This is a genomic window from Runella sp., assembly GCF_965279615.1.
In the GTDB taxonomy this organism is placed as follows: domain Bacteria; phylum Bacteroidota; class Bacteroidia; order Cytophagales; family Spirosomataceae; genus Runella.
Map to the genome: position 1 here is coordinate 7724438 of NZ_OZ257252.1, position 14357 is coordinate 7738794.

Genomic DNA, 14357 nt, shown 5'->3' on the forward strand with positions numbered 1-14357 from the left:
TAAACAAAAGCTAAGAAAAGTAGATATTTATTACATCGGCTTTTGCCGTTTCGTACTGGTCATCGCTCATGGGAAGGTAGTGCCATTCCATACGGTTTTCCATGTATGAAACACCTTTTCCTTTTACGGTATGAGCAATGATAACTTTGGGTAGCCCGTTAGTGCGACTTTTGAGTGTTTCAATAAGTTCAACCAATTCAGATGGATTGTGGCCTTCGGCCTCAAAAACATCAAAACCGATAGCGCGCCATTTGGCAGCGGTAGCAGTATCGCCCAGTACGTCTGTTGTATTGCCAAAACCCTGAAGACCATTTTTGTCGATCAATACGATAAGGTTGTCCAACCTATTCTGAATGGCGTAATGCGCTGCTTCCCATGTAGTTCCTTCGTTGGTTTCTCCATCCGACATTAAAACGAACGAAATGGAATCTTCCTCCGAAAGTTTTCCGGCATGCGCAATACCCGTAGCAATCGGCAATCCGTGTCCTAATGAACCCGTGGCAAACGGAATTCCGGCATGTTGGTTAGGCGCAGGGTGGGCAGGGAGGGTGGTTCCATCCTGATAAAAAGTGTCCAGGACTTCGTCAGAAATTTCGCCCAAATGATTGAGTGCTACATACAACGCCGCAGCGGCGTGGCCTTTGGAAAGCAAAAAAGAATCCTGCGGACGTTTTTGTTGGATCAATGCCGCGATCAATAGATCAATGCAACTCAAAGAGCATCCAATATGTCCTGCGTTGGCTTTTTTATAGAGACTTAAAACCTTCAGTCGGAGTTCGCCGCTTAGTTTTTTATAGTCGGTGCTGATCGTTTGTGTTTCAACCATTAGTATCGTTTTCCTTTCAAGTCTGTTAATTCAACTAACTGCCCGGAGGCTTTTTTCAGGGAAATCTTATCCACATTTACCGTGTCTAACCGTTGCACAAAGATACCGTCTTTTGGTAAATACAAGTTAAAATATTGCGCATCGGTCACGGAATGGTCCATAAAGGCACGATCCATAGGGTTGTCATAGACGTTGCGCGGAGCGCCAATCAGCACAGTATCCCCCTTTTCGTAGCTTTTCAGGGCTTTTTGGGCAGCGGTATAATGCGGATTCGGCAAGCGTGGTGTAATTCGGTAATTGTATTTTAAGGAAACATCGTCATAAACACTTTTGACAGTACGAGCTATAAGTGTTGATTGAAGCAGTAATACGGTTATTATCAAGTATTTGATCCAACCCTTACTTTCGAACAATTGCCAAAACGCAATACTTGCTAAAATGATCACGAACGGAAATGAAAAGCCTGAATAACGTTGCGTCAAACCATACGTATGCCCGCTGCGAGCGGCGTTGAAAATCAGAAAAGCCGAGGGAACAATGGCAATGATAATTAAAAACCATATCAGATTTTTGTTTTTGAAGGTTGTCTTATTGAACGCAAGAAAAAGCATCAGAATAGCTACCGAAACCACCACAAAACCTATCTTATGATTGCTGTAAAAAAGCGCGCTGCCTCCCAGCATAACGGCCGCTCCAATGCTGATGATCGTTGATTTTTCTCGGTTTTTTTGAGAATAACGAAAAGCAAAAATAAGTCCGAGACCAATGACAAGTGCAACGATGGTATTTTTTTTTCCTTCCAACGTTCCTACCAGACCATTCGAATATATCCATAGGTCGGTAAAGATAGGAAGGCTTTTTTCAAATACATTTTTGAAGGTAGCGGGCAAAATAACACCATACGGATTATTATAAGGCCGTTTGAATGCACATTCCAAATAGACTGCCTGCTGATGGTTGAGTGATCGCAGCGTCCAGTCTCCGCCTCCCCAAATGATCCAGGCCGCCAACCCTGAAATTGCCAATGCGCCGGCCCCGATCAAAGCCACCCATGTACGCAGACGCCGAACCGTAACAACGGCATAAATTCCATGCGCTAAACAAACCGTTGCGGCCAGAAAATGAGAAAGAAAACTCAGCCCGGCTACCAAACCGTAAAAGAAAAACCAACGCAGGGAAGGCCGACGTTTATCTTCGGCTTCGAGGGCGCGCAGAAAACAATAAGTGGCTAACAATGTCAGGAAAAAAGTGAGGGAATAATTGCGTGCCTGTTGCGAATACGCAACGAAAAAAGGCTCTATCGCGGCCAATGCTGCCGCAGTAAGTGCTAATCTCGATGATTTAAAAAAATGATTGACGAAGATAAAGATCAACCACACCGTCAAAATACTGAAAAGGACAGAAAATAGACGAGCGGTAAAATCAGATACGCCCATGAGGTTGAGCCAAGGGTGCAGCATGAGATAGTAAACAGGGCTGTTGCCAATATCGCTGCGGCGCATCGCTTCCAAATACTCAGGCAGCGTCTGCGGTTGCCAAAATTCCTGATTGGTAAAAACGTATTTCTGCGGATTAAATACATCGTGTTGGTTGCCACCGTTTTGCACCATGCCCTGACTTACCATCATCGTCGCTTTTTCGTCAAAAAAGATTCCATGAGCATCCAAATTGTAGAGACGCAGACTCGCAGCAACTATCAAAATGGCGATCAGCCAATAATATACGTGCTTGGTTTGGTAAGTAGGTGCAGTTTGTGGCAAAGGCATAATTCAATTTTGTTGCCGCAAATTTATTGAAAAAATGCTTGGATAATACTCTTACGATTTGTTCGCTTTGCTATACAAAGTGCGTTTGCTATAAAAAATGGGCTTTTATTTTCTGGACAATTGAGTAAATCCGGTCTTTTGGATTGATTTTTCTTTATTAAAACTCGCCTAAACTTTTTATTTATCGGTTCAGTCTTTGTTGCAATGATTGTGCCCGTTTTTTCCGTGATGCAACCGACAGGATTAGCAATAAGGAGCATCGGATGGTAATTGGCGTAGAAAAAAAATGGTGGAATGGTAGTAAAGGCAAACGATTATACAGTATTTGTTAGAAAACTGATTCTTTATAATACTTTAGCAAAAATTTTAAAAACCTTTTCCCGGTTATCAATTTCACTAATATACTTATGAGTTTTCAAATCAAAGAACAACCTATCGTTTATGATGTTTGCATCGTAGGCTCGGGTGCGGGAGGCGGGATGGCTGCCAAAGTATTGGCAGAAGCAGGCGCTAAGGTCGCACTGATTGAGGCGGGACCTTGGTACGACCCCGCAGACCCTAAGTACATCACTCAACTTAAAAATCCTTGGGAATCTCCTCGTCGCGGTGCCGGAAATCACCGTCCTTTTGGTGATTTTGATGCTGCCTGGGGTGGTTGGGAGATTGATGGAGAACCTTATACCCGTAAAAGCGGTACGCAGTTTGACTGGTTTCGTTCGCGTATGTTGGGAGGCCGTACAAACCACTGGGGACGGATTTCGCTGCGGTTTGGGCCGTTAGACTTTAAACGTAAAAATGTGGACGGTCTTGGCGACAACTGGCCTATCGGCTACGAAGATGTTAAGCCTTATTATGATAAAGTTGACAAATTGGTCGGCGTTTTCGGAAGTATTGAAAATATTGAGAACGAACCCGACGGACTCTTTTTGCCGCCGCCAAAACCGCGTTTACATGAGTTGATGTTGAAGAAGGCGGGTAAAAAAACGGGCATTCCCGTTATTCCTTCACGCCTTTCGATCTTGACAAAACCCATCAATAATGAGCGCGGATCTTGCTTTTATTGTTCACAATGCAGCCGTGGCTGTCAGGCGTATGCCGATTTCTCGTCTTCTTCGGTATTGGTAAAACCTGCCGTAAAAACAGGTAATGTGAAAGTGTTTACCAACGCCATGGCGCGGGAAGTAATTACCAATCAGGACGGTAAAGCTACGGGAGTTTCGTACGTTGATAAAAACAATCTTCAGGAATATACCGTTAAAGCCAAAATAGTTGTGTTGGCAGCAAGTGCTTGTGAATCAGCGCGTTTGTTGATGAATTCAAAGTCGTCACGCCATACCAAAGGGTTGGGAAATTCGAGTGGTGTATTGGGTAAATACCTGCACGATTCGACGGGCGCAAGCCGCAGTGCTTTCCTGCCGCACTTGGTAGACCGCAAGCGTTACAACGAAGATGGAGTAGGGGGAATGCACGTGTATACTCCTTGGTGGCTGAACGGTAAAAAATTGGATTTCCCGCGCGGTTATCACATTGAATACGGCGGCGGTATGGGCATGCCGGGCTACGGTTTTGGTTTTGGCATGGAAAATATGAACGGAAAGTATCCTAATAAAGACGGCGTGATCAAACCGGCGGGTGGATACGGACTTTCATTGAAAGAAGATTATCGCCATTTCTACGGTACAAACTTTGGCATGGCGGGCCGTGGAGAGGCCATTGCGCGCGAGGATAACTTCTGTGAAATTGACCCGAATGTGGTGGATAAATACGGTATTCCTGTTCTGCGTTTTCAATACACTTGGTCGGAGCACGAGATCAAGCAGGCCAAACACATGCAGGATACGTTTGAAGAAATAATCACGGCGATGGGCGGAATTGCCAACGGTACTAAGCCCGGTCCCGAAACAAACTACGGATTGGCGGCTCCCGGCCGAATCATCCACGAAGTGGGCACAACGCGGATGGGCGACGATCCATCCAAATCGGTGACCAACCGTAACAGCCAATTGCACGATGCTGATAATGTGTTCGTGGTGGATGCAGGTACGTTTGTGTCGCAGGCTGATAAGAACCCAACATGGACAATTTTGGCGCTTTCAATGCGTGCTTCCGAGTACATTATTGACCAACGTAAAAAAGCGAATTTATAATCAATATGAAACGCAGAGACACCTTAAAAGCCCTGTCGCTGGGAACAATTACAGCGACGATCGTGGGAGCGGAAGCTCACGCAGATGTTCCTAAAAAAGCGGTACCGCCTTCATTATCTGATTTTAAGAATGGAAAAAGCGCGGCTGAATTGGCCAGAGATGCCAAAACGGCGGCGGATGTTTTTTTTACACCTCATGAACTTCAGACAATTCGCGTATTGGCTGATTATATTATTCCGGCCGACGGTCAATTTGGCGGCGCAACGGAAGCGAAAGTAGCCGAATTCATTGAGTTTATCGTAAAAGATATGCCTCAACACCAAACACCTATGCGCGGAGGGTTAAAATGGTTGGATACTACCTGTACTAAACAATTCGGTAAAACATTTGTGACTTGCGCCAAGCCCCAACAAATTGAAATGTTGGACCAGATCGCATACCCTGAAAAAGCAAAACCGGGCATGAGTCAGGGAGTGGCTTTTTTTAATTTAATGCGCAATCTTACCGCTACCGGTTATTTCACAACGGAGGTTGGATTTAAGTATCTGGGATACGTTGGAAACCGACCAAATGCTTGGGATGGCGTTCCCGCCGATGTTTTAAAGCAGTATGGATTAAGTTATGATTCGTAATTAATTCGGGCCTTTATTTTTATTTTTGGATAGCGGGTACAATTTTTGTCCCGCTATTTCATTATGTTTACATAAAAGGCGTATAAATGCAGTTTTGGTATAGTTTATATCGTATCATACTTTTACTTTTTCAGCAACAGCAACTCACTTCACCAATAAAACGTATTTTGCTGTTTTTGGGAGGGTGGTTCATTGTCTCTTCTTCTTTTGGTCAGCAAATAAATGATAATCAGTGCAATAGTCTTCCTCCAGGTACACTCAGCGGAGAATTTGGCTTGGTCAATGAAGTAGGTTGTGCCCCGCTACAGGTAGGAATTTCTAATAAACAGATCGTATCCGTTAAAAATAGGTACATATTTGACTACAAAGGAGGGAGCCCGGACACTTACAAGACTACAACAGATTCTAGCTTTACATATACCAAATCGGGGTTATATGTCGTAATGAAACTTTCGGAAAGTTCTACAGGACAACTCCAACGGGCGTGCAAAGTAGTAACTGTTCAGAACCCGACGCCTCCCGAGTTTAGGGTGTTGATATGTTCAAACGGTACCGCTGCTTTGAGCATTACTAATCATGCAATAACGGAATACGAAGAATACGTGATAGAATGGGGAGATGGTAATGTTACCATTATAAACAAGTTTAATTTGTTTGCGCAATACCGTTATCAGGATAATTCTTCTAAAACAATTACGGTACAGGGCCGCCACCGAGTCAGTAACTGTGTTAAAAAAAGCAGCAAAACAATTTCACTTGAATCAAATAGTAAGCCTGCTACGATCTCAAAACTGGAGATCCTTGATGCCACCACGGGAGAGTTAACCATTTCAAATCCGAATCTGCTTGAATTGGAAGTATATCGCCAGGAAGGCGCAGGCGTCTTTAAAACCCTCGGGACAATTGTAAAGAATGCCGATGAGAAAGTAAGAGTGTTGGTTGACACCAATAAAATATTCTGTTATAAGATCAAACCCCGTGACAGTTGCGCAGCTACGCTGGAATCAAATGTGGTTTGCAGCAGTTTTATCAGGATAACTCGGGAATCGGACGCAAATGTGGTTAGTATACAGCCTTATCTGCATCCTTCCGAAGTAAAAACGATGACGGTAAAACGTAACGATACGGTGTGGTGGAACCCTACCGTTACTCAATGGTTCAGGCCTGATAATGAAGGGCAATGCGGTAAGGAAACATGCTACCGTTTGGAAATAAATACCCAGGATGCCTTGATTATTTCCAATCGTATTTGTGCAGAACCTCCGCCAAGCTTATGCAATCCGTTGGGGCACTTGTTTGTTCCGGATGTTTTTACCCCAAACGGTGATGGAGTAAATGACCTGTTTGAAGTGAAAGGAGAGGTGGACGGTGACCCTCAAATACTGATCTATGATCGTTGGGGTTCAGTCATTTTTCATAACAGTATAAATGTGCGTAATTGGAACGGAGCCATCAATGGAAGTCCGGCACCTCCCGGTGCTTATCTTTACCGCATCAACGTGACTGACAAAGTGGGCAGAACGTTTGTCAAACGCGGAACTGTTTCTTTACTTCGTTAAGGATAAATTGATCAAAAGTTGGAACGTCAAATGCGACCTGAATGGGCCAATAGAAAAAACGAGCCTCGGTAAAAGATAGCTTTTCCAACAGCGGTCGAAGCTTCACCCAATCTTTCTCCGTCGTTAAAACAGGATATTGATTTGAGAGCCTGACAAAGGAGCGTACCTGTTCTTCATCAAAATTGTGGTGATCTCCCAAGGCAGAATGTCCCATTACTTTAAAAACTGTCGATGCTGCGCCTTCAAACAGCTTAGGTTGGGCGATGCCCGAAACCAAGTAAACTTCCTGACCTACGGTTAATAATGGGATATTTTCAAAATACGGCAGTGATGTGCCATACGTAAAGGTCGAAAAAAAAACCGGAGTATGCGGAAGCGTATAGCACCGGATCTGACTTATTATTTCTATTTTTTCAGCCTCGGAAAGCCTTCCCGGGCATTTACTGACAATAACAGCATTCGCTCGTTTGGCTCCGTTTCTGAATTCTCGAAGCAAGCCCATAGGAAGAACATAATCGTTGTAAAATAAGCGCCCAAAGTCAGTCAGCAAAAGATTTAAATGAGGACCTACCGCGCGGTGTTGAAAGGCATCATCAAGTAGAATGAGTTGCGTGTTTGGCTTCTCCTTTTCAATTCGCCGAACCCCTTCCACTCTTTTTTCACAAACAATGACCGGCGTTTGGTGTCCAAATTTTTTGTAAAACTGTAAAGGCTCATCGCCAACTTCTTCGGCAATCGAATGTGGACCGACTTCTCGATAACCCTTGGTTTTTCTGCCATACCCTCTGCTCAAAATGGCTATTTTCCAATTCAGGCTCAGCAATTGTTGTAAATATTCAATATGAGGCGTTTTGCCCGTGCCACCAACAGTCAAATTGCCGATATTTATGATATAAATATCGGATTGGTATATTTTTTTTAAACCATTGTTATACAAATAATTACGTATATAAGTAACGATGCCATAGAGTATACTGAGCGGCCAAAGTGACCATCTCAGTACGTTTGATAATTTTCTTAACATTTTCGTAAAATGACTTTGGCAAAGTAAGGTATTTTTCTCTATTTTGTGAACCTGCTTACCCCAAACAATGTCTTTCGAATGCCCTTACAAGTTCACTATCAGCCTTATAAACTGAATTTTCGGTTTGCCGCCGGTACTTCAAGGGGTATCTTGACTGAAAAAACGTCTTGGTTGATCAAAATTTATGATGACGAAAATCCTACACTCATCGGAATAGGAGAATGCGGGCCGCTTAGTGGGTTAAGTATTGATGATCGTCCTGATTTTGAAGATAATTTACAGGCCATTTGCCGGGAATTTAACAAACTTGATCTTGAAATTTATAGCTGGAATATATCCATTATACTTGAGCAATTGATTGGTAATCAGTGGCCTTCAATTCGTTTTGGATTTGAGTCAGCCATGCTTGATTATCTCAATGGTGGCAAAAGAATACTTTTTGATAACGATTTTGTAAACCAACATAAAAATATCCCGATCAACGGGCTTGTGTGGATGGGCAGCCATGAAGCAATGCTTCATCAGGTGGAAGAGAAGATCGCCGATGGATTTAAGACCATAAAACTGAAGATCGGTGCCATTAATTTTGAAGAAGAATGCGCTATTTTAGCGTATATTCGTCGACATTTCTCAGCTCAGGAAATTACCTTACGTGTTGATGCCAACGGGGCATTTAATGCTGAAACGGTTCATACTAAGTTGAATAGATTAGCGGAATACGAACTTCATTCGATAGAGCAGCCCATTCAACCAAAACAGTTGGAATTAATGGCTGAATTGTGCGAGGTATCGCCGGTGCCTATTGCCTTGGATGAAGAACTGATCGGAGCCTTTGATTATGCAGAAAAAAGGCGCCTGTTGAAGCAGTTAAAACCCAAATACATTATCCTTAAACCTACATTGCTCGGAGGATTTGAGCTAACAAGAGAATGGATAGAAACCGCTCAACGGCTTGATATTGATTGGTGGATCACATCCGCACTGGAGTCAAATGTTGGGCTTAATGCCATTGCACAATTTACGGCTGAATTCGATAACCCACTGCCGCAGGGATTGGGAACCGGCCAATTATACCATAATAACATCCCGAGTCCTTTAAAAATAAATCAGGGCCACCTTCTCTACGATCCTCTCCATGCCTGGGATTTTGGGGTTCTGAACTCCAGCCGTATTTCTTCAACTGCCTAGTATTTTAGAACTTTTATTGGTTTGAAGCGTTATCTGAAAGGAGGGAAACTATTTCCAATAGGGATTCTTTTCGGGATGTTTTCTACTAACAAATAGTATAAAATCATGGAAGAAAGCAGTAAACTTGACAAAATCATTGAAGCTCGAATGAAGCTGAAAGCTCGGTTCGAAAATAAAATGCAAAATACTCCCTCTATGGCCGATGAGCGGCCACAGGGACACGGAGAAATAAACCGCCACGGTATGCCGCAAATACCTGTGGGACAAACTCAAACGATCAAATGGCCGGTATTGGATTTGGGGTATCAGCCCAATGTAACTTTAGATCGTTGGCGATTATATGTTGATGGTGAAGTGGAAAATCCGGTGATTTTAAAATGGGATGATTTCATGGCGTTGCCCCAAACGGAAGATACCTCTGATTTTCATTGTGTTACGACTTGGTCTAAACTGGATATGTCGTGGGTTGGGGTTCGGTTGTTAGATATAGCGGCACTGGTTCAACCAAAAGAAACGGCCACGCACCTCATGTGTTATGGCTATGATACGTATACTACCAACGTATCGCTGGAAGAAGCTCTGAAGCCGGATGTACTCTTGGCTCATACGGTTTATGGTGAACCGTTGCCCAAAGAGCATGGCGGGCCGGTACGAATGATTACCCCTCAGTTGTATGCATGGAAAGGCTCCAAATGGATCAAACGAATTGAGTTCCTTTCTAAAAATAAACGTGGTTTTTGGGAAGAACGCGGGTATTCAAATACCGCTTATCCGTGGCGGAATGACCGTTATAGTTAGAAATGAAAACAAACATCGGTATAAACAAACGTCGGCGAGGGCTCGGCGCCTGCCGTTCAAAACCTCGCCGACGTTACGGTGCTCGCCATTAATTAAAAATGATTTACAGTTAGTTATATGAAAATCCAAATTGTCAGTACGCTTCAATCCGAACCGGAAGCGATTATTTACTTATTTCGTCAAAGTGAGAATCTTAGCGATCAGCTGGATATTTTTGCAAATGCTCCCTTCCTTAAGCAGGATTTTAAGGGAGAAGCTAAACAAGTAGTAACGCACTATGAAAATGGACGGAAAATATATCTGATTGGATTAGGTAAAGCACCCAAAGAAGCAGATTTTATTAAAATACTTCGTTCATTTTTTTTCAAACAAAAAAGAAATTTGCCCGATAATATTGCTTTGGAATTAACCACCGGTGGTATTGAAAATGAATGGATCGAAGTAATTGTAAACGGGTGTTATTTAGGGGATTATGATTTGGATCTGTACAAAACCAAAAAGAAAGAAGGCGCTACTGTTTTTGAAAGAGATGCGAAATTGCAGATTGTCGTTGCAGAAGAAGCGATAGCATCGGCTGAGCAACAAGTACAAAAAGGAGAAGCAACGGCATGGACTCAAATCCGGATCATGGATTTGATGAATGCGCCTTCCAATAAGAAATCCCCTCAAAGTTTGGCAGAGTGGGCCATTGAGTCAGGCGAAAAATATGGATATTCGGTCACAGTTTGGGACGAAAAGCAATGCGAAAAAGAAGGTTTGCAAGCGCTTTTAGCCGTTAGTTTCGGCAGTAAAAACCCTCCGAGATTTATACAGTTAGAATACAAACATCCGGTTGCTACTGAGAAGATCGGATTGGTTGGCAAAGGTGTTACGTTCGATACCGGAGGAATCTCCCTGAAACAGTCGACTAACATGCATTACATGAAGTCAGATATGGGCGGCGCGGCGGCAGTATTGGGAACGATTGAGGTCGCGGCTAAATTAAAATTGCCCGTTCACCTGATCGGGATCATTCCTGCTACCGAAAACAGCATTGATGGACTGGCCACCAAGCCCGGCGATGTCATTGGGAGTTATTCAGGTAAGACCATTGAAGTGATTGATACAGATGCTGAAGGCCGGGTTATTCTGGCCGATGCGCTTAGTTATATGGTACGAAATTATACACCGGATGTCATTGTCGATTTGGCTACTTTAACGGGTAGTTGTGTTGCTACATTGGGCTATTCCGCCGCAGGATTGTTTACAAATAATGAGCAACTTGCACAGGAGTTATACGATTGCGGTCAAAAAACAGGCGAGAAACTATGGCGTTTGCCCTTGTGGGATGATTACAAGGACGACGTTACATCGGATATAGCAGATGTTAAAAATTTTCATGGTAAACCCGTGGCCGGCGCAATTGTTGCTGCAAAATTCTTAGAGGTATTCGTAGAAGAGCATCCGCACTGGGCTCATTTGGATATTGCCGGAACTGCTTTTGGTGATTCTGAATTTGGTACCATGAAATCGGCTACTGCTTATGGGGTCAGATTACTGCTGCGTTGGTTGCAGCGTGGGTAACTTCCGGAAGCGGGGCCGCCCGGTGGTTCAAAACTTTCGGGAAGTCATTGCTTGAGTATTTATCCCGGCGACGTTTGGTAATTCAGCCTCGTTCTATTAGCTTTAAGCCTGAATTCTACCCATAATACAAAGCCATTAAGCTACTTTTTTTATTTAATTCGACATATTTCTATGAAGCTAACTGTACGATTTGCGCTTATGGTCATGTTATTGGCTGTCAGCTCGGCTTATAGTCAACAAGTTTACAAACGATGGGAGTTAGGGGGAGGAGTAGGCTGGTCCGGGTATCTTGGTGACCTAAATAAATCTGACTTTTTTTCGCAGGAACCTACATTGAGCGGAGGCTTATTGGGGCGTTATCACATTAGCCGTAACTGGGCTTTACGCGGTGCTTTAACATTTGGTACATTGTCGGGAAATGATGCCAATTTTGAAGATCGTAAAGTTCGAGGGTTCAAAACGCGTTCGCCTCTAACGGATTTATCTGCCATTGTAGAATATGATTTTTTAGGCAAAAATCGCTTCAAATACGATTCCACTACATTTCAGGTTAAATTTAAACGTAAGCTTTCCCCTTACCTGTTTACCGGGGCGGGCGTTGGATTTACTAATCCCAAACCTGATTTTACCGGCACCGCTTCTACTCCGGCCAACTTCCGACAGGGAGCTATTGCGGATCAGGCAGCCAGCTATTCCAAATCAAATTTGGTCATTCCTTTTGGAATTGGAATACGTTATGACTTAACGGAAAATTGGGTATTGGGAGCAGAAGCCGGCTTTCGCTTGGCTTTTTCTGATTATTTGGACGGAATCAGTCAAGGTGCTAATCCCAGCCGCGATGACCGATATAAACTGTCCACGCTTTCCATTACGTATCGTTTTGATAAGAAAGATAAAGACCGTGATGGAATTCCTGACGAAAAAGATGCTTGTCCGAATGAACCGGGTTCGGTTAAAATGAATGGGTGTCCTGATAAGGATAACGATGGCGTAGCTGATAAAGATGACGAATGTCCGGATGTGGCAGGATTGGCATCAATGAAAGGTTGCCCCGATACGGACGGCGATGGAATTCGCGATAAAGACGATGCCTGTCCGAATGAAGCAGGTCTTGCATCACTGCAGGGCTGCCCTGACCGCGATAAAGACGGTATTGCTGATAAGGATGATGCCTGTCCCGACGCTGCAGGCTTGGCAAACCTGAAAGGATGTCCGGATAAAGACAAAGACGGCATTGCCGATAAAGATGATGCGTGTCCGGATGTTGCAGGATTGGCCCAATTCGGTGGTTGCCCCGATACAGATGGCGACGGTATCCCGGATAAGGACGATGAGTGCCCGAGCGTAGCCGGTAAAACTGAATTAAAAGGATGCCCTGATGGAGATAATGACGGCATTGCCGATAAAGACGATGCTTGTCCAACGGTAGCGGGAGTTTCCCAATTCAATGGTTGTCCTGATACGGATGGCGATGGCGTAGAAGATTCTAAAGACCGTTGCCCTGAGATAGCAGGTAAACCTGAGTTTGAAGGTTGCGTAGATGCCAAAGCGTTGCAGGTAGTTGTTAAAGCTGCCGAGAAGAAAGCACGTTTGGAAGCGGAATTGGCTAAGAAACAAAAAGTGGCCATTGACCCGGCCAAATTGGTCGTTGACTTTAAAGTGGAATCTATTTTGTTTGCCACCAACAGTTCAGTGATTCAGGACAAATACAAAGTTGTGCTTGACGGCTTGGTAGAGGTACTTGCCAAGAATCCAACCTACATGCTTCGTTTGTCGGGCCATGCCGATAGCAGAGGCTCACAAGCTTACAACGAGAAACTTTCAGAAGCCAGAGCGAAGGCATGTTTAGAGTATTTGTTACTGAAAGGTGTTACTGCTACCCGTATTGTTATCCAAGGTTTGGGCGAAAGTGTACCTGCGGCTGACAATACCAATGAAGCAGGCCGTAAAATCAATCGCCGGGTAGAAGTGGAAGCGTTTCGGCAATAACTAAAAACACTATAACGTTTTCTAAGCCGAGTAGGAGATTTTTAACCTACTCGGCTTTTTTTATAGCCATAAAATATCTCATAAAGATTTGCCAATGCGATATTTGTACTCTCGTTATGTATTACTATTGTTGATTAACTCGTTCATTGCCACAGCACAGGAACGTTTTGAAGCCGGATTATTCGTGGGGAGTGCCGGCTATTTGGGCGATTTAAATAAATCAGATATCCTTTCCAAAGAACCTAAGCCTTCGTTTGGACTGGTAGGTCGCTATAATTTTTCTGATTATTTTGCCATCAAAGCTACTTTACTAAACGGCAGATTGTCGGGGCGAGACAGTCATTACCCCGACCGTGCCTTCCGAAATTTTACCACTACAACACCGCTTACAGAACTGTCCACTCAAGTGGAATGGCATCTTTGGCCGCTGTCACAACCACGCTTGCGGCATCATTTTACGCCATCGTTCTCACCGTTTTTATTTGCAGGGTTTGGATTTGCCCTTACCAAGCCTAAGCCTGATCTGGAAAATATGATTATTGAGAAGCCGCAATTTGTGCAGGGTGCCGCCATCGACCGAAGCGCTGTATACAAGCCAATTCAAGCGGTAGTTCCATTTGGGGTAGGGGTTAAATATCGATTTCATCCGCAATGGACGCTTGCGGTCGAAGCAGGTTTTCGGATTACTTTTTCAGATTATTTGGATGGGATCAGTTTTGCAGGAAACCCCGACAAAACAGACAGATATACATTTTCGGGCGTCAGTATTGTATATCGATTTAAAAAGCGTCCCTTTGGTTTTAAAATACGCAATCCAACTAAGTGTGATTTTGTGCCGGAATGAGTACTTTTAGTGTCTATTTTT

11 protein-coding genes are annotated in these 14357 nt (G+C 43.7%); 8 read left to right on the top strand and 3 right to left on the bottom strand.

Features of this window, described 5'->3' with window-relative positions; translation table 11 throughout:
* Positions 1-10: 10 nt before the first annotated feature.
* Both ACQY73_RS32710 and ACQY73_RS32715 read right to left on the bottom strand, forming a co-directional pair.
* A complete protein-coding gene (locus ACQY73_RS32710) occupies positions 11-826 on the bottom strand; it encodes a transketolase (RefSeq protein ID WP_428658565.1) in 816 nt (271 codons plus the stop codon).
* Complete coding sequence (locus ACQY73_RS32715) at positions 826-2592, bottom strand: glycosyltransferase family 39 protein (protein ID WP_428658568.1); 1767 nt, start codon at positions 2590-2592, stop codon at positions 826-828. The genes ACQY73_RS32710 and ACQY73_RS32715 overlap by 1 nt, the downstream gene beginning before the upstream one ends.
* 407 nt (positions 2593-2999) lie before the next feature.
* On the opposite strand from ACQY73_RS32715, the gene ACQY73_RS32720 reads away from it, so the two are divergent.
* The 3 genes from ACQY73_RS32720 to ACQY73_RS32730 all read left to right on the top strand — a co-directional run bounded on the left by ACQY73_RS32720 (position 3000) and on the right by ACQY73_RS32730 (position 6930).
* The gene (locus tag ACQY73_RS32720) at positions 3000-4739 is read left to right on the top strand and encodes a GMC family oxidoreductase (protein WP_428658571.1); all 1740 of its coding nucleotides are present in this window, start codon (positions 3000-3002) and stop codon (positions 4737-4739) included.
* Between the two features lie 5 nt (positions 4740-4744).
* Entirely contained in the window at positions 4745-5371 is a 627-nt protein-coding gene (locus ACQY73_RS32725) for a gluconate 2-dehydrogenase subunit 3 family protein (RefSeq protein ID WP_428658574.1), read from the top strand.
* 86 nt (positions 5372-5457) lie between these two features.
* Positions 5458-6930, top strand: a complete 1473-nt coding sequence (locus ACQY73_RS32730) for a gliding motility-associated C-terminal domain-containing protein (RefSeq protein ID WP_428658577.1) — start codon at positions 5458-5460, stop codon at positions 6928-6930.
* Here ACQY73_RS32730 and lpxK read toward each other — a convergent pair.
* Complete coding sequence (lpxK, locus tag ACQY73_RS32735; protein WP_428658580.1) at positions 6899-7954, bottom strand: tetraacyldisaccharide 4'-kinase; 1056 nt, start codon at positions 7952-7954, stop codon at positions 6899-6901. The genes ACQY73_RS32730 and lpxK overlap by 32 nt on opposite strands.
* A 78-nt stretch (positions 7955-8032) precedes the next feature.
* Between lpxK and ACQY73_RS32740 the strand changes: the two genes are divergently transcribed.
* From ACQY73_RS32740 to ACQY73_RS32760, 5 genes are all read left to right on the top strand, one after another.
* Positions 8033-9142, top strand: coding sequence for an o-succinylbenzoate synthase (locus ACQY73_RS32740; RefSeq protein WP_428658583.1), 1110 nt, complete (start codon positions 8033-8035; stop codon positions 9140-9142).
* 105 nt (positions 9143-9247) lie between these two features.
* Entirely contained in the window at positions 9248-9940 is a 693-nt protein-coding gene (locus tag ACQY73_RS32745) for a sulfite oxidase-like oxidoreductase (protein WP_428658586.1), read from the top strand.
* Between the two features lie 117 nt (positions 9941-10057).
* Positions 10058-11503, top strand: a complete 1446-nt coding sequence (locus tag ACQY73_RS32750; RefSeq protein ID WP_428658589.1) for a leucyl aminopeptidase — start codon at positions 10058-10060, stop codon at positions 11501-11503.
* A gap of 171 nt (positions 11504-11674) precedes the next feature.
* Positions 11675-13492 (top strand): DUF6089 family protein, encoded by a 1818-nt coding sequence (locus ACQY73_RS32755; protein ID WP_428658592.1) that lies wholly within the window; start codon positions 11675-11677, stop codon positions 13490-13492.
* Between the two features lie 94 nt (positions 13493-13586).
* Positions 13587-14336 (top strand): DUF6089 family protein, encoded by a 750-nt coding sequence (locus ACQY73_RS32760; RefSeq protein ID WP_428658595.1) that lies wholly within the window; start codon positions 13587-13589, stop codon positions 14334-14336.
* Positions 14337-14357: the final 21 nt, after the last annotated feature.